The organism is Neobacillus niacini (genome assembly GCF_046591715.1).
GTDB classification, from domain to species: Bacteria; Bacillota; Bacilli; order Bacillales; family Cytobacillaceae; genus Neobacillus; species Neobacillus niacini_L.
In genome coordinates this window covers 464,492-487,350 of sequence record NZ_JAWVNQ010000002.1, presented here as the reverse complement: position 1 = coordinate 487,350, position 22,859 = coordinate 464,492, and the positions used below count along the sequence as shown (strand labels likewise).

The following is a 22,859-nucleotide window of genomic DNA, read 5'->3' as shown; positions in this document are numbered from 1 at the left end:
CCCTTAGGAGAGCAATAACGAGAAGTGGTTAAACACCTGACGCTGAAGCTCCCTTAATGTTTTTAAGCTAATGATTAATTCTTCTTTTTCCCGGCCGGACAATCTAGTGAATGAGAGATTAGAAGTCCGATCACTTCCACCCTTTTCCTCATGCCAACGATGTTTAACAAATAGTTTTAAAACATGACTGACAGCTTCCATAAGGTCTTTTGCGAACGCATCGGAAAAAACCCTTCTATTTAATAGCCATTCAATTTTATCTATCGGTGTTCCTGATGGCTTTCCATGTAAAAGTGATAATATTTGCAGGCTATGATGAAAGGGGAAAAAAACTTCCCTTTTCATATCTATGGTCTTCCGTTCAAGTTTCAATAAGGAACGAATAGGCTGATCAAGGTTAGGAATCGGATACTCTCTTTCTATTTGAGCCAGACGGAATAAAAATATTCTTGCCCTTTTTATCTGGTTAGAAATGATACTTTCAAACCTTTCATGCAATTTATTACTTCCTGCAATGAATCTGTAAGAAAAGAAGTTTTGAGCCACTAACAAATTATCATTGGTCGATTGAAGTGTCCATTTTCGAAGACGCTCTTCCCAATCAGCCAGAGAACCGCGCCATTCCTGCTCACTACACATCATTAACCCTTTACACCGGGCATATCCGGCTGATTCCATATTTTTAGTAATCTCTTTTCCTAATTCAGAAAAATAGTTATTTGCTGTCATACTATTATCCTCGTAAACTAGAAAGTGATCTTGGTCTGTCAGTATAAACTGTTCTTTACGACCGCTGCTTCCCATTTGATAAAAGGCAAAAGCACAAGGCTGCTGTCTGCCGGCCGCCTTTAGCTTTTGAATAGAAAGATCTATTATTCTTAAGATCAGGCGATCATACAAATTGGTAATAATTTCGAGGGTTTTTAATATCGGAACATGATCTTTCAATAAAGAATCGATTACATCATAAATCGCACTCTTCACTATTGGAAGGCTGACCAGTTCAGCTTGTTCAACTTTTTGAATCGTTTTCATAACGTTCTCGCTTTTTTTCCGCATTAGATCAGACAAAGTAACAATCCCAACCAACTTTGAATCTTCTATTACTGGCAAGTGTTTGATTCCTTTAAGAAGAATCATTGAAATAGCATCATAATAATAAGCAAACCTTGAAATAGCTAAGGGATCCGGAGTCATAATTTCAAGGGCTGCTGCTGTCGTAGACACACCTTGGGCAACCACTCTAGATACCATATCTCTCTCAGTAATGATTCCTTTTAACGACTCTTTTTCCATTACCAGAACTGAACTTATTCTATGTTCATGCATAAGCTGGGCAGTTTCCTTTATAGATGTTCCAGGGGTAACAGAGATGACATTTTCACTCATAATATCCTGGACACGAATCTTAATTGCTTCATTTTCACTGTATTTCTGTGCAAGGTTAACCTGTTCAGCAAAGGATGTGTAGATATCCTTTAGGCGAATTGCCGCCTGTGTCAGCAAATAGTCATGGACTGTTGGATCATCCCATCTTTTCTTAATAACTTCAAAGGGAATATATATTGCCTTGACTTCACTAACAGCTTTTACCTTCACCATGACTTCGCTTTTTACTTGCTTTGACACTCCTAGAAAATCTGCTATTCTTGAAAAACCAATCAGTTCCCCTTTTTGTATAACCTCCAAGACTTCTTCTCTATCATTGTTATGGTTGCTTACAAATACCTCGGAAAGACCTTCTAGCATAAGCAGAAGGCCTTCACTGGGATTATCATTTTTATGCATGATCTCATTTTTTTCAAAATGACGGATTTCACAATGGGAAAGAAGCGTAAGAGCCGTGTCAGGCTCCACCCCGCGAAATAAGGGGTGAAACCTTAAAGACTCTAGAATCTGCAAATTATACTGATTTTGATCCATCATCATTCATCCAAACATCGCCGTTTTTATATACCATTTGCTCAGGATAGCGAAGGTCCATAACTTCATCCTGAATCTTTTGAGAAGGGGCTGGCGTCATAAGCGAAACGATAATGTTAGCTGCAAATGCGGCTGTTGCACCGAAAACTCCTGCACCTGTATCAATTATGCCGAGAATGGTAAAGCCGCCATATTTCGCTGCAAATATATAGGCCAAAGTAACTCCTAAACCAACCAGCAACCCAGCAATAACACCTTGGGAATTTGAACGCTTCCACCAAACACCAAGTACGAGTGCCGGAAAGAACGTTCCAGTTGCAAGTGCGAATGCCCAAGCAACAATTTGTGTAATAGCTCCCGGAGGATTAAGTGCGATAAGACCAGCAAAAAGTGTTGCTAGGACGATAGACCAGCGCGCAACAGAAAGGCGTTTTTTCTCAGTTGCATTTGGTTTTAAGACACGATAGTAAATATCGTGGGCAAAAGATGAGGAAATAGCAATCATCAAACCGCCAGCCGTTGATAATGCGGCCGCCATCGCACCTGCTGCCACTAATCCGATTACAAACATCCCCAGATTTGCAATTTCCGGTGTCGCCATAACAACAATATCGTTGGAAATAATTAATTCGCTCCACTGCAGGATTCCGTCTCCATTTCCATCTGCAACTTGCAGCTTACCTGTATCAACCCAGGTCTTAGTCCATGCAGGCAGTTCTGTTATTTTGCTCCCAGCAACCTTTGTCATTAGGATAAAACGGGAAAAGGCAGAATAAGCAGGTGCGGATAAGTATAGCAGCCCAATGAATAGTAAAGCCCAGGCACCAGACCAGCGAGCAGCCTTCATTGTTGAAACTGTATAGAAACGGACAATTACATGGGGCAGCCCTGCAGTACCAGCCATTAATGTAAACATAAGTGCTAAAAATTGCCACTTTGTCCCATTAGTAAATGGTGCAAAATATTCCGAGATACCCAATTCACGATCTAGTTCACCCATTTTGCCAACAAGCTCGCCATATGAAATCCAAGGCATTGGGTTCCCTGTAAGTTGGAGTGACATGAAAACAACTGGAATTAAGTAAGCGATGATTAGAATGATATATTGGGCTACCTGTGTCCAAGTAATCCCTTTCATACCGCCAAATGCTGCATAGAATGCAATAAGAACAACACCTATCATTGTTCCCACTTTAGCATCAATTTCAAATAAACGGCCTATTACCACCCCTGAGCCAGAAAGCTGTCCAATGGAATAAGTAAAGCTGATTATGATTGTACATATAGCTGCAATGACTCGGGCTGTATGGCTGTCAAAGCGGTCACCGATAAAGTCCGGTACTGTATAGCGTCCATACTTCCGAAGCTGTGGTGCCAATAGAAATGTCAAAAGCAAATAACCGCCTGTCCACCCCATTATGTAGGCAAGACCATCATAGCCAAGCAGCATGATAGTTCCAGCCATTCCAATGAATGAAGCGGCACTCATCCAATCTGCCCCAATTGCCATCCCATTAAAAATAGGAGGAACACCCCGACCGGCTACATAGAAATCTGACGTTGCCTTTGCCTTGTTATAAATGGCAATACCAATATACAATGCAAATGTTGCTAAAATAATGGATAATGAGACCAAAAATTGTGTATCCAATGACATCCCCCTTTTTCACTTACAAAATTTTTGTGTGCTTCTTTGCAATGCACCCAGTCATCCTAAGCAGCATTTCCTTGAAGTTTAATGATCAAGCACCTTTCCCGAACTAATCTGCTTATTTTTTTCTTCGTCAATCCCGTATTTCCTATCTATTGCGTCACCTAGCTTGGCATTAATAAACAAGAGGATAATAAAGGTAATTACAGCTCCCTGAGCTCCCATAAAGTAATGAAGTGGAAACCCATTAATAGTGAATTCACTCAAAGGTTCAGCAAAAAGGACTACCCCATATGAAACTAAAAACCAAATGATGAAATAAATAACCATATTCCGAGTTTTTTCACGAAAATAACTGTCAGCCATTTTCTTATCAATTTTCTTCAAAACTCCACCCCCGGTTAAAATTGTTTGAATTAAATGAAGTCAAAATGCTGTTACCCAAGATTCTTTTCGGCACCACCCCCATTAAGAAACTGCAATTAGCTGCTATTCTCACCGAGCCTTTAAGAGGCCTCAGGGAAAATCTTTACCTTAGACTAAAAATAAATTTGATTGTTTCTAAAAACGGTGCCGGTACAAGGATGATTTGAATCAGGAGGTAAGCAAAGATGGAAAGGATGGGAACAGCTAAGAAGAATGGTCTTTTCTTTTTTAGAGCAAGAAAAAGGCAGACACCAGTAATGACCAACAACAACAATAAAGCAAGCAAATCAATTCCTCCTTAACTAGGAAAGCGCTATCATTTTAGTAATTAGCATTTATAGCTCAGAATCCAAAAACTATAAAAAAATTAAACTTAATTTTAAGAAAATTCTCACTTTATTATTATGTCCAAAATTCATCCGTAGGTCAAGTACTACTAACATAATTTTACAAAATGATATCATCTAAGATGAAAGGGAGCCACTTCGTATTGAAGCGGCTCCCTTTGCTAAATAAGTTTGAAATTCTAGGTCTAATTAATTAGATTACTATACTTTTCTGATTCAATAATCATGTCATACATTTGCTTTGTTGGTTCTAAGGGTGAGACTCCAAGCTCTTCCTCTAAGACTTTCAAACATGTTTGGTACCATTTCATTGCCTGCGGGCGATTATTTTTTCGGTAATAGCAATACATTAACAATCGATAAGCTTCTTCCCATGTCCTGTCTCGCTTTAGTATTTTTTCACACCAAGAAATGGCATGATCATACTTCTCTTGCCGGACCATTATTTGAGCTATTTTCTCTGCAGCTCTTAAAAAATATACCAACATACTCTCTCTCTTATTTATACACCAATCATCATATCTTCGTTCTGGCAAGTATTCCCCATGATAAAGCTTTAATCCCTTTTCCAAAAGGGGGATTACTTTTTCCTGAGACATTTCATTTAAGCCCGTTTCAATTAGGGTCTGGAATAGAGTAGTATCTAATTCAATATTGGCATGAGGATTTAATCCATAATAAGTCCCTTCTCTAATAATAAAAAATGGGGCAGCCCTCGCCTTACGCATTGGTTCAAGCACATGGTGCAAACTATTTAATGCAACTTTAAAATCACGGTCTGCATTTTTTGTATCCTGTTCAGGCCAAAGAATTTGGAGCAGCTCCTCTTTGGATATTAGTTCATTTACTGTAATAAAGAGTTGAAATAATTCCTTGCCTTTTTCCCGCTGCCAATCTTTTTCCCCAACTTCCTTTTCCCCCAGCCAAACTTTAAATTGCCCAAGAGTTTGAACTCTAATTGAATAACCAGGATGCGAATCCAATGTGGTGATTCCCATATCCTGAAGTATTTTTACAGCATAGGATTTTTGAATGTCATGTTTTATGCACTCGATTAACAACGGAACAACCATTTGCAAATCCCTAGGTCCGAAAACAGATATTTTATGAAAAAAGAACTCAAATTCCTTTTGTTGAACAAGAGATAAAAACTTATCCATTGTTTCACTAAACATTTCTTGTTCCTTTTCTATATAGTAAAAATACGACAGCCAGAAACTGCATAACATTTGTCCAAAGGAATCCTCACAGTGAGAAAATAATATGCTTGTTCGCTCTAAATAACTGAATCCATTATTCAATCTTTCATTATAGATACATGTGATTCCCATGCATAAACTTATGAGTGCGGAGAGCCAGTTATCCTGAACTTTTTCAGTCTCTTGTAAAGCCCTTTTTCCTGCTTCCATTGCCCGCTCATATTCTCTCCTAGCTCCATATAAGATACACAGGCCCATTAACGGTTCGGCTTTTCCCCTTTCAACATCAAGTCTGGACATAATTTCTAATGCAGTATTGTAACATTGCTCCGCTAAATCCGAATCATATTTATCAATAATTTGAACAGCATGACCCATCCGAATCCATCCACAGGCCTCCACAAAAGGCGCCTTTAAACTAATACCTTGTTGAATGCCTGCTTGTGCTAAATCCTTTGCCTTCATTCCATCTCCTGTAAAGGATTCTATTAAAGATAATAATAGATCTGTTTCTCTATGAGACTTTGGCAGCTCAGTCCTATCTTTACTTGATAGTTCTTGTTTTTGATTAAGAAGAACCTTTTTCGCTTCCTCAAATCGACCTGTTCTCAAATATAATCTTGCTTCAATATTTCCATCCAATATGGATGGGCTGTACATTTTTGCCTTTTGGAGCCATTTTTCAGCGTTAGTTGATTTTCCAGAGTTTAATAAATTCTCAGAGAGCAAATAATATAATTTTGCCTTCTCTACTTCTGAACTTATACTTTTTTCTCTCGCTTCAATAGCTTCATATAATAATTTCTCAGCTTGATGAGGCTGAATGGTGTCCAAATAAATCTTTGCTTTTCCTTCTAGCGCCTTGCTCATACTGAGAAAATCATCTTTCTTTTGTGCTTCTTTATAGGTCTTTTCATAACATTTTTCTGCCTCTTGATATTGGGAGCGATATCTGTGCACTTCTGCTTTTAGAAACCAGAGCAGATAGTAACTATCCAACTCTGACTCGGGAATTAACATTAATTGATCGGACAAGATTTTCAACTTGCCTCCCTCAAGCATTTTCACCCCAATATCCTGAAGGATAGAAGCTATCGCCTTAATGTTGTTAATTTTTTTATAGTGATAAAGTGCTTCCTCCCACATTGATTTTTTTTCATAGTACCGTGCACATTTTTCATGAAGGACAGAATAATTATCTGGATTATTATTCAGAAAAGCATCTTCCAAAAACTCTTTAAAAAGAGCATGGTAGCGATAATGATTTAATCCAATCTTTTGAATGAATAAATTTCTTTCTTTTAATTGCTCAAGCATCTTGGAAGCACCTGGAATTCCAATTATTTCATCACAAAGTTCTTCCTCAAGAATATCTAAGATGGATGTTTGTTCTAAAAATTGTTGAATCATTGGAGGCTGTTTTGAAAAGACTTCCATAACTAAGTAGTCAAATAAATCTTGTAGTGAAAAGGAGGAATGGTCTAATAGAGTTGAAATATCTCCAGTAAGTGGAATTTGCTGGGCAATCATGCACAACGCAATAATCCAGCCTTCAGTTAATTGATAAATACCTTGTAAATGTTCACGTTCAATCTCCAGCCCATATAGGTCGGATAATAATAATTCCACTTCGTCGATTGTAAGTACTAGATCTTCTCTCGTAATTTCTAATAAGTGCCCGCTCACTCTCATTTTCGTTAAATGCTTCCACCCAGGACGGCCCCGGCTGGAAATGACCAAATGTAAATTACTAGGAATATGCTGAAGTAATTTTTCAATCCAGCTATTAATCGTATACGAATGTTCAATTTGATGGTAATCATCCAAAATCAACGTGATATCAGAGTTTGTTTCAAGAATTTCATTGATGAATAAAGAACATAAATAACTTAAATCTTCTTCTCTTATGTACCGGTCCATGGTTTCAATATACTTCTCTATTTCCCGTCCAAAGCCGGGAATAAAACCTCTTATGGAATGAATGATATAGGAAAGGAAAGGAAGGATGTCGTCATCCATTGATGAGATGGAGTACCAGCAGCCTGGGATTTGTTCATCCCTCATAAATAAAGCAAGGGCCGTACTTTTTCCAAAACCTGCCCCTGAATGAATAATGGTCAAAGGAAATTCAGGAATCTTCTTCATTTTCCTCGTAAGCTTTGCTCTTCTAATAAACTCATCCTTAACAACCGGTATTCGCAGCTTTGTTTGTATGATTGGCAGCTTCATTAATTATCCCCCCTTTAAATTTTTTCAATTTTTACACTATTTTATCATATTATTCTTCATAAATCATTTTTCTCGTCATGCCGCCGTCAACAATCAAATTAATGCCTGTAACAAAGTCATTTTCCTCTGCTGTTAAGTAAAGGCAAGCTCTTGCAATGTCTTCTGGTTTGCCAACCCGCTTTGATAAATGTTGTTCATGATCACGCGTTGTTAATTCCGAATAGTCACCAGTATGTATCCAGCCAGGTGAAATCGCATTGACGGTGATTCGGTCATCACTGAGAGAGGCTGCTAGTGCATGAGTAATAGCAACGATGCCCCCTTTTGTTGCCGCATAACCCTCAGAATTCGGTTCTGACATCACTGCACGAGTTGAAGCCATATTTACAATTGCCCCGCCTTCGGTATTTTCCCGCATATACTTTGCTGCTTCCCGTGAACAAAGAAAGACACTTCTCAAGTTAGTGTGAATGATATCATCCCATTCCTCTACAGTTACATCATAAATTGATTTAAACAACCCCTTGCCCGCATTATTAATTAAAATATCGATACGGCCAAAAGTGAGCTTTACCTTTCGCATTAAGTTCGTGATTTCATCTGCATTTCTTACATCGCTCTTAACAAACAGCACTTCTCCACTTTCTTGTTTTAGGGCAGATTCTGTCTTTTTGCCTGCGATTTCATCCACGTCACAAAGTACCACTTTAGCCCCCTCTTTCGCATAAGCGGAAGCAATCCCACGTCCAATACCATTCGCTCCCCCAGTCACAATAACAACTTTATTTGTAAAACACATTCACTTACCCTCCATTTTCTCTAGCTCCATTTTAGTTTACCTCAAATGATCTGACAGCATCACCTAAGGTTTCGATTAAAGCTGGGGATTATTTCTATGCAACAAAAAGTCTTTTAAGAAAAAACTAAGTTCATCCTCATGGTAAAGGAGAAAGGGTATGCAGGAAAAATGCTTTTATTGTATAAATGAAATTGAGGAAAAAAAACACCATTATGTAACATTCAGACGTTCTAATACTGAAAGTGATGAGATACTTTGTGACGAGTGCTATCAGGAGTGGCTTCATGGATTAAAAGGATAGACCTCATGGACACTTTTAGTTAACCTCACAAAAAAAGGGCCGAATATCTCGGCCCTAATTTACGCTGCAATTATTAAGTTGATAAACGTTACTTCCTGTATTGTCAATACTAAGCTGTTTAGCTGTCATGTCAGGAAAGGCTGTTTTTAATGATTGTGCTAGTGCTTTACCCTTACCTTCTTCACAAAAACATAGAACGGTCGGGCCAGCTCCACTTAAGGCAGAACCGAATGCCCCTTTAGATTTTGCGAATTTTACAACATCATCATAAAAAGGGATCAGCGGTTTCCGATAAGGCTGGTGAAAAATATCCTTTTCCATCATCTTTCCTGCCAATTCCCAGTTACGACTAAGCAGCGCTCCAATTAGCACATTGGCTATTGAAGATGCACGGATGCTGTCTTGATAGGAAAAGTCCATTGGCAAAACTCCTCGGGAATCCTTCGTTAACAAGCTTTCATTCGGGATAAGTGCAACCAATTCAAAAGAAATATCAGAAATAGAAACAACATCGACCTCTCCTGGTTGATAACTGCCGATTACCAGTCCTCCATATAGAGAGGCACCAACATTATCTGGATGGCCTTCAATTTCTGTAGCAAGCAAAAGCTTTTCTTCTTTGGATAATCCTAGTTCTCCAATGTAATCAGCAAGTTCAATTCCTGCTATAATGGCAGATGCACTTGAACCAAGCCCGCGCGCTAATGGGATATCACTCTCGACCTTGATTTTACATGGCTGTAGTTCCCTATTATATTTGGATGCGGTTTGCAGTGCAATTTGAATGATAAAATGCTGTTCATCACTTGGGAGGTTCTTTAACTCATCAGAAGTCGAATAACATTCCCACTTCTCACTTTTTACTACTTCTAAGTTTAAAAATAGGTCTAGGGCAATGCCGATGGAATCAAAGCCTGGCCCTAGGTTAGCAGAACTTGCTGGGACTTGGATGACAAATTTCCCATCAGTTAGAGTCATCGATTGACAACTCCCTTAATATGCTTTGTTACTGCCTGTTCATCATTGGGTAATTTTACTACATCTACAAGGCTGCTTTGTATAGCAGTATCCGGGTCTTTCAATCCGTTACCTGTTAGTACTGCTACAATTTTGGCTCCCTTTTCGATTTTACCCTTTTGAATGGACTTCAGAACTCCAGCGATGGACGCACAAGAAGCTGGTTCAGCAAAGATTCCTTCGCTAGAAGCGATTTTCTTATATGCAGCTACAATTTCATCATCTGTTACTTCATCAAATAGCCCATTCGATTCTTCCACGGCAGCTACTGCTAAGTTCCAGCTTGCTGGATTTCCAATTCGAATTGCAGTTGCAATTGTTTCTGGATTCTCAAATACACGGTTATGAACAAGGGCAGCCGCACCTGCTGCTTCAAAGCCATACATTCTTGGCAGTGTTGTCCCCTTATGGTTTTGGTATTCTTTAAATCCTTTCCAATAGGCACTAATATTTCCAGCATTTCCAACTGGTATCGCTAAAATGTCAGGCGCCGCCCCTAATTGGTCACATACTTCAAAGGCAGCTGTTTTTTGCCCTTCTAGACGATATGGATTAACCGAATTCACAAGGGCAATTGGTTCCTCTTCACTAATATTGCGGACCATTTGCAATGCTTGGTCAAAATTACCCTCAATAGAGATAATTTCTGCTCCGTACATCATTGCTTGAGCAAGCTTCCCTAAGGCAATTTTCCCTTCAGGAATCACGATAATACAACGGATTCCTGCTCGAGCAGCATAAGCTGCCGCAGCCGCAGATGTATTACCTGTAGATGCACAGATAATCGTTTTACTGCCAAATTCTATTGCCTTCGCAACTGCCATAACCATCCCGCGGTCTTTAAAAGACCCCGTCGGATTGGCCCCTTCAAGTTTAACGTATAGCTCAACATCTAATTCTTTTGAAAGTCGTTCAAGCTTTACTAAAGGGGTATTTCCTTCATTTAGACTTAACATAGGTGTTTCATTATTTACTGGTAAATATTCTTTATATGCTTCAATTAATCCTGGCCATCTCATAATGATTTCCTCACCACTCTATATGCACTTTTTATTTCTTTAACCGCTGGTAAATCATTTAATTCATGAAGGATCGCATCGTAATTTGTCAGTGAAGCCCGGTGTGTAACTAAGACAATTTCAGATGTTTCATTCTTCTTTACAGGCAGCTGTAATATTTTTTCAAAGCTGACACCATACTTTGCAAAGATGGAAGTTAGCTCTGCAAAAACACCAACTTCATCCTGGACATGGATACGCAGGAAGTATTTAGAGTATTTTTCATTATCATCCTTTAAACGCTTAGGATATTGCGGTGTTACAGCACTTCGGCCATTTACCCCAAGGCGTAAATTCTTCATTACTCCAACTAAATCTGAAACAACAGCTGTTGCAGTTGGAAGGCTTCCGGCACCTGGTCCATAAAACATAGTCTCACCAACCGCTTCACCGTAAACATAAACGGCATTATATTCATTTTGAACGGAAGCGAGAGGATGATTGTCAGATAGGAAAGTCGGCTGGACACTTACCTCAACTTTCTCACCTTCACGGTGTGCATAACCTAACAGTTTCATCGTATAGCCTAATTGTTTCCCATAACGGAGGTCTTCTTCCGTAATATTAGAAATTCCGCTTACCTTCACATCATCAAGGTCAATATGCATGGAGAAACCTAAAGTAGCTAATATTGTCATTTTCCTGGCGGCATCTAACCCCTCTACGTCAGAGGTAGGGTCTGCTTCTGCGAATCCAAGCTCTTGAGCTTCTTTTAGAACTTCTTCATATGCTAGACCTTCTTGACTCATTTTTGTTAAAATATAATTAGTGGTTCCATTAACAATACCCATCATTTGAGTAATACGATCAGAAGCGAGGCCGTCCACTAATCCTCTTAAGATAGGAATACCGCCTGCAACACTTGCTTCATAGAATAAGTCACAACCATTCTCAGAAGCAACAGATAACAATTCTGATCCATGAAGGGCCATTAAATCCTTGTTGGCTGTAACCACATGCTTTCCTTGACGGAGGGCACTAAGCAAATACTCTTTCGTTTCATTCACTCCGCCCATTACCTCAATAACAACATCAATATCTGGATCATGAAGGATATCAGATGGGCTTGATGTTAACAAAGTTGGGTCCACTTCTACCGGTCTCGTTTTATGTACATCTTGGACGAGGACTTTTTGTACTACAACAGGACACCCAATCTGGTGCATTAATTTATCTTGGTGATTTTTAATGATTTTTACAACCCCTGAACCAACTGTTCCTAAACCGAGTAACCCAATTTTGATTGCTTTCATATCTATCCCTCCCAAACTGTCTACTACATGCGTACAATTGTATTTATATTGTAGACATTATATGATTCTCTCAATATATTTACAATAGACTAATTTTTTTAAAAATTCAATGTAATCGCTTACCACCGCACCAGCATTGGCCTCTATTTTTTAAAAAAATTTTTAAATTAGAATACTCAAAAAATTATTCATTTTATCCCTTTACAATACTAAAGGTATCAATGTAGAATATTCTTTAAATTCAGCTAAATATTTAACACAGTATTGATGAAGACGGCAGTAAGAAAATGCTTAAGAGAGCCGGTGGCTGCTGAGAACCGGTGCAGTTTCTTAATCTTGCCCAGCCCTTCTGAACTGGCAGACTGAAACCTAGTAGGTATGCCCGGGAAATCCCGTTAACATGTTTGAGGCTGCAGGTTCATGCAGCAAAAGAGGGTGGCACCACGTAGATCACGTCCCTCATAACAAGACACTTCTGTCTGTTATGGGGGATTTTTGCTTTTATTTACTTATTTATTTATTTAAGAGAGGATGAGGAACGAATGTTTAAGGTACTTGTAACAGATGGTATTAGTGATACTGGATTGAAAAAACTGTTTGATCACCCGAACTTTATTGTTGAGCGCCAGCCTACACTAAAACTAGAAGAACTAAAGAATATTATTGGAGATTATGAGGCTTTAATTGTACGAAGCCAAACCAAAGTTACAGCGGAACTGCTACAATATGCGGACCGTCTAAAGGTAATTGCCAGGGCCGGTGTAGGTGTAGATAACATTGATGTGAATGCTGCTACTGGAAAAGGAATTATTGTTATTAATGCTCCTGGTGCCAATACCATAGCCGCAACGGAGCATACATTAGCAATGATGCTTTCTATGGCAAGAATGATTCCTCAGGCTCATAAAAAAACGGTTGGCGGAGAATGGGACCGTAATTCTTTTAAGGGAGTAGAGTTATACAAAAAGACGCTCGGTGTTATAGGGATGGGTAAAATCGGAACCGAAGTCGCAAAGCGTGCTAAAAGCTTTGGAATGAACATATTGGGATACGACCCTTACTTAACGGAAGAAAGAGCAGAAAAACTTGGTATGAAAAAAGCTAGTCTCGATTTAATTGCACGTGAGTCAGATTTCATTACCATTCATACACCACTCACAAACGATACAAAAGGACTTGTAAATGATGAGTATCTTGCTAAGACAAAAAAAGGAGTCCGATTTGTCAACGTGGCACGAGGCGGAATTATTGATGAAAAAGCATTGGTAAGAGCCATTCAAGCAGGACATGTTGCAGGTGCTGCACTGGATGTTTTCGAAAAGGAACCTGTGGCTGATCCAGCATTATTAGATAATCCCAATATTATTGTAACACCGCATTTAGGGGCATCTACTGTAGAGGCGCAGGAAAAAGTGGCTCAAGAAGTCAGTGAAGAAATCATTGAAATTCTTGAAACACAGTCCATCCGTAACGCAGTAAATATGCCGCAGATGTCTGGCGAGGCACAGCAAAAAATGCAGCCTTACTTACTCCTTGGAGAACAAATGGGGCAGCTTGTTGTTCAATTATTAAAACATGCACCTTCTAAAATTGAAATCAATTATTTTGGTGATTTAATTGAAGAAGATACAGAACTATTAACGAGAACGATGATAAAAGGAGTCCTTTCTTATCATTTAAGTGATTCTGTTAACCTGATTAATGCACTTCATCTTCTGAAAGGACAGGGAGTTTCCTATAATGTCCAGAAAAATGCTAATAATAAAGGGTTTGCCAATTATATGGAGCTTTCCATTACAAAAGGCTCGGAAACAGCCAAAATCGGTGCCACAGTCTTAAACGGATATGGTGCTCGAATCGTGAAAATTAACGAGTATCGTATCGATGTCAGACCTGAAAGCCACCTCTTACTTGTCAAGCACCAGGACGTCCCTGGTATGATTGGTAAGGTTGGATCTCTTCTTGGTGATTACCAGATTAATATTGGAACGATGCAAGTAGGCAGAACAACCGTCGGCGGGGAAGCTATCATGGTATTAACTCTTGATAAGCAAATTACCACAGAGGTTATTCAAGCCCTCACACAAATTAACGGATTAAACGAAGCCCGCTCTTTAGAGTTAGAGAACGTTGATTCCTTTTATCCAGGAAGACTTGAATTAGAACAAGTGAAATAATTGAAAGAAGACCAAATCTGTTAAGGGATTTGGTCTTTTCTTATGTTTAAAGGAATTAGCGATAACGATGAGTGCCCGGTAACCTTTTAAAAAGGGCAGGAGCGGTCACTCATTTGGGGGATGAGAGCCTGTTAACTTCTTAAATATGCCTTTGCGGGCTCTCATATGGGGGATGAGAGCCCGGTAACTTCTTAAAAATGCCTTTGCGGGCTCCCATAAAGTCGATGAGGGCCCTGAACCTTCTTAATAATGCCTTTGCGGGCTCTCATAAGGTCGATGAGGGCCCGGTAACTTCTTAAAAATGCCTTTGCGGGCTCTCATAATGTCAATGAGAGCCCGCATCCTTCTTAAAAAAGCCTTTGCGGGCACTCATAAGGTCGATGAGTGCCCGTTAACTTCTTAACAATGCCTTTGCGGGCACTCATAAGGTCAATGAGAGCCCGCATCGTTCTTAAAAATGCCTTTGCGGGCACTCATAGGGCTGATGAGAGCCCGGTAACTTCTTAAAAAGCCTTTGCGGGCACTCATAAGGTCGATGAGGGCCCGGTAACTTCTTAACAATGCCTTTGCGGGCACTCATAAGGTCAATGAGAGCCCGCATCCTTCTTAAAAATGCCTTTGCGGGCTCTCATAATGTCAATGAGAGCCCACTAGCTTCTTAAAAAATCAGCACCGGTCACTCATAAGCTTGATGTGAACCATATATTGCAAGCTCTCTTAGTTTCTCTCGATAATTCCTCTAACATCAAGCACGGTATCAAGGATATAGTCTGCCCCGTGCTTTTCAAAGTCACTTCTGGCATCTTTTCCAGATAATCCCGTCAATACTGCAGCAAATTGACATCCCATTTTTCTCGCAGCCAAGAGGTCGGCCAAAGAGTCTCCGACAACTAGCACCTCTTCACCGTTTTCAATTGGAAGTGGTGTATTTAAACAATCCTTAGCTGAAGTCCCTCTTCCCTTAAGACCCATGATGTATGTAAATGGTTCAGGTTTTGATAACGACACTCTATCAACAAGCTCGTTTTCCGCCTTTAGTACATCATCTGCTGTGACAATATGATTGATGTTAAAGTGTTTTAACCAGTCTAAATGACGAAATGGCTGAATGGTTTCAAGCTCAGGTCTCCCGGTACCAATCCCTATCTTTACTCCCGATTCAGTAAGGAAGGTAAAAAGTGCCTCAATTTCAGCTTGATCCGCTAACGTAGTTTCATTTGCTAGAAAGCCTTTCTTTCCCACCTGCACAGAAGGTCTGCCAGTGGATTTCTCCACATTCTCATCACCCACATACCATTCCTGACAAACATGCTCACATACGGACCAGAGTGCACTGATTCCACTAAAGACATCTGTCTGAACGCCTAGCTTTTCTTTCGCTAACAGATTTAGATAATTGAATAATTCTTGTTTTGTTTCCGATGACATTTCAAAATCAGGAATAAATCGCCCGAAATCAAAATGAACGTCATAATTATGTAGTACCCTGCCTATTTCAAGCAGCACTTCTCTAGTAATGGGTTCTTGCAGCCAGCTGTTTATTCGATCCTTTTCATTTTCCTTAATCTGAGATAGAAGATGAATGAATTGGTGGCCAAAGGACAAATAAATCATATCCCAATTCGAATTAAGCCCCCTTGATTTCATTAGCTTAAGAACCTCATCATTTTCTCCGAATACAGTCTCCCGGATTACCTTTATCTCTCTTGGACTATAGTCTGTTTTGTATTTTTCTGGTGACAACGCTAAATAATTATTACTAATTAGCATTTCCCATAGTGTTAAGGCGGAGGCATCAAAGTAATGCTCCTCACTCAACAAAACTCCATCAACATCAAATAATATTGTACCAATCATCTAAAAACACCCTCTTCTCCCAGTCCGCTTTATTTCGTTATCGTAACACAGTAAAGGTCTAAATTTAAAGCACTTATATTGATAAATTAAAACAAGTATTCTCCATATATTTACCAATTGCATTAATAAGCCCTAAAAAATATGAATACAAAACAAAAAAACCAGCCACAATAGTGACTAGCTTCTTTTGTTATTCTATTTATTTTGCAAATCGATGATTTCCAATTGTTACTGTTACTTCACGCGAGAAGATCCATTGACTAGAAGCTGTTTTTGGATTGTAGAAAAATAGTGAACCATTTCCTTTACCCATTAAAGCTAGTGCTTCATTAACAGCTCTTTTAGATTCCGCGTCCGCTGGCTTATTAATCTCACCGTTAGCTACAGGTGTAAAAGCATAATGTCCATTAGCAATCTGATAGATTACTCCACGGACTGTATTTGGGAAATCCGCGCTTTTCACTCGGTTAAGAATAACTGTTGCCACAGCTACCTTCCCCGCATACGGCTCACCAACTGCTTCTGCACGAACTAGACGTGCCATTAACTCTTCATCTGCTGCTGAAATTGGAGAGTTTGGAAGAATCATATTTTGACCTGCAATAAGCGGCTTACTATTATTTGCACTCATTAAGCTATTAATAGGAATACCAAATCCTTTAGCAATTTTCCAGTATGTTTCACCATATTGAATCTTGTGCGTTGTTGCTGCCTCTGATTTAGCAACCCCTGTAAATGCAGATAACGATAAAATTAATCCTGTAGAGATTAAAAGTTTTTTTAATTTATGCATGTGTAGTTACCTCCTAATAGTCTCGTTGTGCTCTCTACTAATAAGGCTAGCAGTTGTAACACACTTATTCATTAACCAATAATTTCCACAAGGAGATTAGTAGAAATAGCGCCCATCATAGAGGCGTTTCTCTACCCTTTGGGATAATAATCCAACTCATAGAGTCTTCCAGCCTGAATCCACAAATGGATATTTAAGGTGACAATATTACATTGTATTTCACCCTTATTTCATGAAATATCATTGTAATATAGATAATTCTTCACCAAATTGACAAAATATCCCTCAATTTGGCACAGCATTCTATCTGTATCTTAGGTAATAATATAATAGAAGACATAAATGATGGAGGGTTAACACGTGGAAAATCAGTTAGTCAGCGTACTTAACAAACAAATAGCCAATTGGTCAGTATTGTATATCAAGTTACATAATTATCACTGGTATGTGAAGGGCGGTCAATTTTTTACCCTGCATGCAAAATTTGAGGAATTCTATAATGAGGCTGGACTGCATGTTGATGAGCTGGCGGAACGCTTATTAGCCATTGGGGGCAAACCTGTTGCAACGATGAGGGAGTATCTGGAACTATCATCTGTAAAAGAAGCAGATGGTAAGGAAAGTGCTGAAGAAATGGTTCAGACCATTATCAATGACTTCTCTATTATTATTGGAGAATTAAAAGAAGGAATGAGCTTAGCCGGAGAAAAGGATGATGAAACAACTGGTGATATGCTCCTCGCTATTCATTCCGGTTTAGAAAAACATGTTTGGATGTTAACAGCCTTTCTCGGTAAATCAATCTAAATCTTTTAAAAAAACAAGACTCAGCAGCTGCTGAGTCTTGTTTCTATTCTCCCTTATTACCACGAGCAATCATTCCTAAACAAATGGTAATAATCGTAAAAGCAGTAAGTGCCAAGATTGGAATGGTAATAAAGCCAAGCCAATTAATATAATCCTTTGAACAAGGAACACCGCTTGTACACATTTCAAATTGCTGCAGATATGGTATTTTTTGCAGTGCAGTATGGTAGCCTGAAATAATCATCCCTATAATGGATAAGGGTAAAGCGTACTTCACAATACCTTTGTCATTCTGATAAAAGGCGATCCCCAGCATGATAGCTAATGGGTACATAAAGATCCTTTGATACCAGCAGAGAGTACAGGGAATGTAATGAAGAACTTCACTAAAGTACAAACTCCCAATGGTTGCAATAAGCGCTGCAACCCATCCAAGTAATAAGGATTTATTCATCCTTTTTCTCCTTTGCAGCATCCTCAACCATTTTATTTAAATCGTCCAAAGTTTGACCGTCAAACCGTTTGCCATTCACAAAAATGGTCGGGGTTCCATTCACTCCTAATTTTTCACCCAACGCATTATCCGCTTCCCATGCTTTCTCAGGTTCTTTTGTATCAAAATAGTCTGCTACCTTATTAACTTCTTCTTCACTTGCTATTTCTTGAAGTGTTTCTTTTAAGAATTCTTCTGTAAAGACATCTACCGTTTCATACCTGGTATCTTCCGGCTGCTTCTTATAGATTAGGTCATGGAACTCCCAGAATTTATCATTACCTAGTTCATGGTAAACCGCTTCAGAAAATTTCGCTGTCCGTTCGGAGTCAACATTGATAAATGGATAATGGAAATAATAGAATTTTGCTTTCCCTGTATCGACGAATTCTTTTACAATCAAGGGAACTGTGGTATCAGCGAAGTTTTTACAATTCGGGCATTTGTAATCTCCAAATTCTACAATTGAAACAGGTGCAGATTCTTCTCCAAGGAAAGGCTGATTTGCATAATCAATCTCTTCTTTTACTGTCTCATCGGATTTTTGGTTATTAGCTAGAAAGATAAATCCCATAATAGCTACTGCGATTAATCCAATGATCCAAAACACAAATTTTGATGATGAGGATGAAGAAGGTTTCTTCGTTCCTTTTTTAGTACTATTTTTTCGTTTGGCCATGTTCAAACTCCTTATTATATTTTATTTGAGTTTAACATCTTTGAAAAATAAATGCATTTACCAAATTTCGTGAAAACAGCATACTTTTATAAGACAAAGCTTTTAATAATTTTCGGATAGTTTGATAAAATAAAATGATTACTTAAATAGAGGAGATAAATGATGACTGAAAACAATTATTACACAGGTTATATTGGAACGTATACAAAAGGCGAAAGTAAAGGGATTTATTCTTTCAAGTTAGATACCGCAAGAAAAACATTAGTCGATATTAAATTAGCTGCGACTCTAGAAAACCCTACATACTTAGCAATCAGTGAAAATCGGCAATATCTATATTCTGTAATGAAGAAAGATGGATTTGGCGGCGTTACTGCATTTTCAATTGAAGAAAATGGTGAGCTAGCCTTTATCAATGATCAAGCACAAGAAGGCTCATCGCCTTGCCATGTTAGTGTTGATAGCAGCAACAAATATGTTTTTAGTGCGAATTACCACAAAGGGACAGTAGAATCTCATCTTCTTGACGCAAAAACGGGATCAATTGAGCCTGTTGTTTCAAGTATTAAGCACGAGGGTTCCGGCCCTGACCCAAGACAAGAAAAAGCGCATACTCATTATGCTGGACTAACCCCTGATGAAAAATTTTTAGCAGTTGTGGAACTGGGCACAGATGCTCTTATTAGCTATAAAGTAAATGAAGATGGCACACTTGAAAAAGCGAATCTGCTGCCAGTGAAAGCGGGAAGCGGTCCACGCCACCTAGCTTTTCACCCTAATGGCAAATATGCCTACATCATGACAGAATTCAGCTCAGAGGTAATTGTTTTAAACTATCACCCTGAAAATGGCCATTTTACTGAGAAACAGTATATCTCTACCCTGCCTGAGGATTTCAAAGAAAATAATCAAGGAAGTGCAATACATATCTCAAAGGATGGCCGCTTTGTCTATGCAGGTAACCGCGGTCATAATAGTATTGCTGTGTTCAGTGTTAACGAGGAAACTGGGGAACTAAGTTTCGTGGAGCGTACTTCTACAGAAGGGGACTGGCCAAGGGATTTTTCCATCGACCCGACGGGTAAATTCGTTGTTGCTTCCAATCAAGAATCAGGCAATTTGGTATTGTTTTCACGAGATGAAAATACTGGGAAATTAACTCTGATAAAATCTGATATTCACGTGCCTTACCCTGTTTGTATTAAGTTTTTATAAGGATTATGACCAAAGCATAACGAGCTAAAGGATGTGCTTCGATGGATTTCTTTCAAGGTCAGGAAACACTTACTTCATTAGAATGGATTCTTAGAGCGATTGTCTCATATGTCTTTTTACTCGTTATTGCCAAAGTAATTGGTCAGCGGTCTATTTCTCAATTGAGATTACTTGATTTTGTTATCGCTCTAGTTATCGGTAACATTATTGCTCATCCTCTGTCAGATGAAGAACTTGGCTTAAAGGGTTCTATGATTACAACGGTAGCTTTGGTAATTCTATACCTCGGAAGCGTTTTTACTATTATCAGATGGCCGGCTGCAAGGAAACTTTTAAATGCTTCACCCATTGAGCTTATAAAGGATGGACAAATTAATAGTAAGGGCTTAAAGAAAGCAAGGATATCAATCGATGTTTTATTAGAGGAACTACGGAAAGAAAAAATCTCAGATGTACAACAGGTTGCGTTATCACTGTGGGAACCTGACGGAGAAATCTCCGTATTCCTGGATTCCAAGTATCAGCCAATTACGCCCGCAACATACAATTTAGCAACGGAACCCTTTAACCTCCCTAAGACGATAATTAAGGAAGGGAAAATTGAATTCCATGAGCTCCAACAACTAAATAAGGATGAAGGGTGGCTCATAAATACTTTAAAGGTCCACCATCATACAGAAGTAAGGAATGTATTACTGGCAACGATAGACCGTAACAATAGCCTTAAGGTTTTTTTATATCAGTAATGTTGGGGGACTCTTGTTAGAGCCCCTTTCATTTATGCAATACCCTTATACGTTTTTTCCTTAGGAAAGAAAACCACTCGTCTTAAATATTTAGACATAGGCTTTTCAATAAGGATATAGACCAGACAGGTTGAAATGACTGATAAGATAATTACAGTTATCAAAGAAAAAAAGTATCCTAATAAAACAATTAAATCTAACTTTTTCAAAATTAGAATATAGAAATGCAGAAATGGTCCATGCGCAATGTAAATTGAATAAGAAGCATCTCCTAAGAAAGAAAGTACCTTTGGGATTTTTCGATCTTTTTTATCCTTTTCCGAAATACCAAGCATCATGATTATTGAAAAAAAACAATAGAATACTGGTGTTTGTATTTCAATAAAACTGTTTATATTATTTATCCAAATAGCCAAATAACCTGACATTCCTATCAGTATCGATAAGGATGAATATTTGAATGTATAGTTGAGTGATACATGAGCTGCTAAACATCCAAATATAATTTCTAAACTACTAAAGCTGGTAAAAAATGAATTTTCTTGATATGGAATGATTTTTAGGTTTATTAAAATGGTAAACAGAATCCAGGAAAAAATAATGGGTTTAAAAGCTTGGGGCTTAAATAGAAAGGCTGTAAATAAAATATAGAAAAATACTACATTACTAAGTGACCATGTTGAAGCAAGAATAGGGTCTGTAGATAAGGTGAGCATTGACTCGATAATAAGATTCCAAGAGTATGGCCCATCAATAAAAGGAAAAATAATTGAAGCAGCAATCGTTAATAAAGTAAACATCCAATATAAAGGGTAAATTCTAATTACACGCTTTAAGATAAATTCAGTTGCCTTTCCTGGAACACCAGATTGTCTATGATAAAGGTAATAAATCATAAAACCAGTTACTACAAAAAAGAAATCCACACCACCGGTTCTTTTCCACTTTCCCATATTAAACCAGTCATATTGGAAGTTTGTATAAAATAAAGTGTTCACATGTCCTAAGAGGACAAACAAAATGGCTATTGCCCTAGATATCTGGACATATGAAAAAGTTCTTCTTGCACTTGCCATGGTTATCCCTCTATTCAAAAATCTTTCTACGTTTTTGAGTGTTTCTTTAAGGCATGAAGTGAATAATTTGCCAAATACCATAGAGAAGAAGGGATTGTAATTTTTTCAACCTTTCTATATGTGTTCCATGTTTTCTGAGCAGATTTCAATTTGTTACTTGAAAGTGAATTTTCACGCTTTCTGTATATTGCCAGCTCCTCATTCAATCCATATGCTTGGATTCCCTTAGATAAGATTGATAGCCATAAACCAAAATCTTCTGAGCAATCGCGATGTATGGGCATCTTTATCTTGCCTACCTTCCTTCTATCTAGCATGACTGTCAGTGTCCCGATTATTGTATTTTTTAGCAGTCTTTTATAATCAATCTTAACTGGTACATGGAATACAGCATCTGTTCTATCACCTTCTTCTGTCATAATTCTGTAAGCTGTACAAGAAAAAGCGAGATTCTCTTGGTCCATAAACATTAACTGCTTCTCTAATTTTTGTGGGAGCCAAAGATCATCACTATCTAGAAAGGCAAGATAGGTCCCTGAGGCGGCTTCCATTGCTCTATTTCGTGCATTGGCTGGTCCGCCATTTTTTTTAAGCTCTAGCAACTTAATTCTAGAATCCTTCTCCATTTCTTTCTTTACAATTTCAACTGTGTTATCTAAAGAGGAATCGTCTACAATAATCATTTCCCAGTTTGTAAAAGTTTGCTCTACAACAGATGATATGGTTTCAGTAATGAATCTTGAAGCGTTATAGGTTGGAGTAATAACTGAAACAATTGGTTTAGTGGAGTTATCCATATTTGCTCCCTGCCTT

General features: G+C 38.4%; 20 protein-coding genes and 1 other annotated feature. Of the genes, 5 read left to right on the top strand and 15 right to left on the bottom strand.

All coding sequences use genetic code 11. From position 1 onward, the window contains the following. Window positions 1-3 precede the first annotated feature (3 nt). The 6 genes from SFC47_RS09665 to SFC47_RS09640 all read right to left on the bottom strand — a co-directional run bounded on the left by SFC47_RS09665 (window position 4) and on the right by SFC47_RS09640 (window position 8,574). Window positions 4-1,929 (bottom strand): DUF294 nucleotidyltransferase-like domain-containing protein, encoded by a 1,926-nt coding sequence (locus SFC47_RS09665; RefSeq protein WP_411254063.1) that lies wholly within the window; start codon window positions 1,927-1,929, stop codon window positions 4-6. Beyond that, entirely contained in the window at window positions 1,904-3,574 is a 1,671-nt protein-coding gene (locus SFC47_RS09660) for a sodium:solute symporter family protein (protein ID WP_411254062.1), read from the bottom strand. The genes SFC47_RS09665 and SFC47_RS09660 overlap by 26 nt, the downstream gene beginning before the upstream one ends. 84 nt (window positions 3,575-3,658) lie before the next feature. After that, complete coding sequence (locus SFC47_RS09655; protein ID WP_411254061.1) at window positions 3,659-3,961, bottom strand: DUF4212 domain-containing protein; 303 nt, start codon at window positions 3,959-3,961, stop codon at window positions 3,659-3,661. Window positions 3,962-4,103: 142 nt separating this feature from the next. Continuing rightward, a complete protein-coding gene (locus SFC47_RS09650; protein WP_411254060.1) occupies window positions 4,104-4,286 on the bottom strand; it encodes a hypothetical protein in 183 nt (60 codons plus the stop codon). A gap of 246 nt (window positions 4,287-4,532) precedes the next feature. Then, entirely contained in the window at window positions 4,533-7,775 is a 3,243-nt protein-coding gene (locus SFC47_RS09645; RefSeq protein ID WP_411254059.1) for a winged helix-turn-helix domain-containing protein, read from the bottom strand. Between the two features lie 49 nt (window positions 7,776-7,824). After that, complete coding sequence (locus SFC47_RS09640) at window positions 7,825-8,574, bottom strand: SDR family NAD(P)-dependent oxidoreductase (protein ID WP_411254058.1); 750 nt, start codon at window positions 8,572-8,574, stop codon at window positions 7,825-7,827. 157 nt (window positions 8,575-8,731) lie between these two features. On the opposite strand from SFC47_RS09640, the gene SFC47_RS09635 reads away from it, so the two are divergent. Beyond that, a complete protein-coding gene (locus SFC47_RS09635; protein WP_411254057.1) occupies window positions 8,732-8,875 on the top strand; it encodes a hypothetical protein in 144 nt (47 codons plus the stop codon). 54 nt (window positions 8,876-8,929) lie between these two features. Here the strand turns inward: SFC47_RS09635 and thrB are convergent, their stop codons facing one another. From thrB to SFC47_RS09620, 3 genes are read right to left on the bottom strand one after another with little or no spacing between them, the layout of a single operon-like run. Further along, entirely contained in the window at window positions 8,930-9,853 is a 924-nt protein-coding gene (gene thrB, locus SFC47_RS09630) for a homoserine kinase (RefSeq protein WP_411254056.1), read from the bottom strand. Then, the gene (thrC, locus tag SFC47_RS09625; protein ID WP_411254055.1) at window positions 9,850-10,911 is read right to left on the bottom strand and encodes a threonine synthase; all 1,062 of its coding nucleotides are present in this window, start codon (window positions 10,909-10,911) and stop codon (window positions 9,850-9,852) included. Before thrC ends, thrB begins: the two co-directional genes overlap by 4 nt. After that, window positions 10,908-12,203, bottom strand: coding sequence for a homoserine dehydrogenase (locus SFC47_RS09620; RefSeq protein WP_411254054.1), 1,296 nt, complete (start codon window positions 12,201-12,203; stop codon window positions 10,908-10,910). Before SFC47_RS09620 ends, thrC begins: the two co-directional genes overlap by 4 nt. Window positions 12,204-12,458: 255 nt before the next feature. Further along, window positions 12,459-12,666: a binding site (T-box leader), on the top strand. Window positions 12,667-12,745: 79 nt separating this feature from the next. On the opposite strand from SFC47_RS09620, the gene serA reads away from it, so the two are divergent. After that, the gene (gene serA / locus SFC47_RS09615) at window positions 12,746-14,380 is read left to right on the top strand and encodes a phosphoglycerate dehydrogenase (RefSeq protein WP_411254053.1); all 1,635 of its coding nucleotides are present in this window, start codon (window positions 12,746-12,748) and stop codon (window positions 14,378-14,380) included. A gap of 717 nt (window positions 14,381-15,097) precedes the next feature. Here serA and SFC47_RS09610 read toward each other — a convergent pair. Both SFC47_RS09610 and SFC47_RS09605 read right to left on the bottom strand, forming a co-directional pair. Continuing rightward, the gene (locus SFC47_RS09610; RefSeq protein ID WP_411254052.1) at window positions 15,098-16,237 is read right to left on the bottom strand and encodes an HAD family hydrolase; all 1,140 of its coding nucleotides are present in this window, start codon (window positions 16,235-16,237) and stop codon (window positions 15,098-15,100) included. Between the two features lie 199 nt (window positions 16,238-16,436). Beyond that, on the bottom strand, window positions 16,437-17,030 hold the full coding sequence (locus tag SFC47_RS09605; RefSeq protein ID WP_411254051.1) for a cell wall hydrolase: 594 nt from the start codon (window positions 17,028-17,030) through the stop codon (window positions 16,437-16,439). Between the two features lie 360 nt (window positions 17,031-17,390). Here SFC47_RS09605 and SFC47_RS09600 point away from each other — a divergent pair, with 360 nt between their 5' ends. After that, window positions 17,391-17,837 (top strand): Dps family protein, encoded by a 447-nt coding sequence (locus SFC47_RS09600; RefSeq protein ID WP_411254050.1) that lies wholly within the window; start codon window positions 17,391-17,393, stop codon window positions 17,835-17,837. Window positions 17,838-17,880: 43 nt separating this feature from the next. Here SFC47_RS09600 and SFC47_RS09595 read toward each other — a convergent pair whose 3' ends face one another. Together SFC47_RS09595 and SFC47_RS09590 are read right to left on the bottom strand one after the other, a co-directional pair. Continuing rightward, window positions 17,881-18,291: a disulfide oxidoreductase gene (locus SFC47_RS09595; RefSeq protein ID WP_411254049.1), complete on the bottom strand. Its 411-nt coding sequence runs from the start codon at window positions 18,289-18,291 to the stop codon at window positions 17,881-17,883. After that, on the bottom strand, window positions 18,284-19,009 hold the full coding sequence (locus SFC47_RS09590; RefSeq protein ID WP_411254048.1) for a DsbA family protein: 726 nt from the start codon (window positions 19,007-19,009) through the stop codon (window positions 18,284-18,286). Before SFC47_RS09590 ends, SFC47_RS09595 begins: the two co-directional genes overlap by 8 nt. A 162-nt stretch (window positions 19,010-19,171) precedes the next feature. Here SFC47_RS09590 and SFC47_RS09585 point away from each other — a divergent pair, with 162 nt between their 5' ends. Then, complete coding sequence (locus tag SFC47_RS09585) at window positions 19,172-20,224, top strand: lactonase family protein (RefSeq protein ID WP_411254103.1); 1,053 nt, start codon at window positions 19,172-19,174, stop codon at window positions 20,222-20,224. A gap of 41 nt (window positions 20,225-20,265) precedes the next feature. Then, window positions 20,266-20,970: a DUF421 domain-containing protein gene (locus tag SFC47_RS09580; RefSeq protein WP_411254047.1), complete on the top strand. Its 705-nt coding sequence runs from the start codon at window positions 20,266-20,268 to the stop codon at window positions 20,968-20,970. Window positions 20,971-21,002: 32 nt separating this feature from the next. Here SFC47_RS09580 and SFC47_RS09575 read toward each other — a convergent pair whose 3' ends face one another. Beyond that, the gene (locus SFC47_RS09575; RefSeq protein WP_411254046.1) at window positions 21,003-22,046 is read right to left on the bottom strand and encodes an acyltransferase family protein; all 1,044 of its coding nucleotides are present in this window, start codon (window positions 22,044-22,046) and stop codon (window positions 21,003-21,005) included. A 26-nt stretch (window positions 22,047-22,072) separates the two neighbouring features. Beyond that, a complete protein-coding gene (locus SFC47_RS09570) occupies window positions 22,073-22,843 on the bottom strand; it encodes a glycosyltransferase family 2 protein (RefSeq protein WP_411254045.1) in 771 nt (256 codons plus the stop codon). Window positions 22,844-22,859 lie beyond the last annotated feature (16 nt).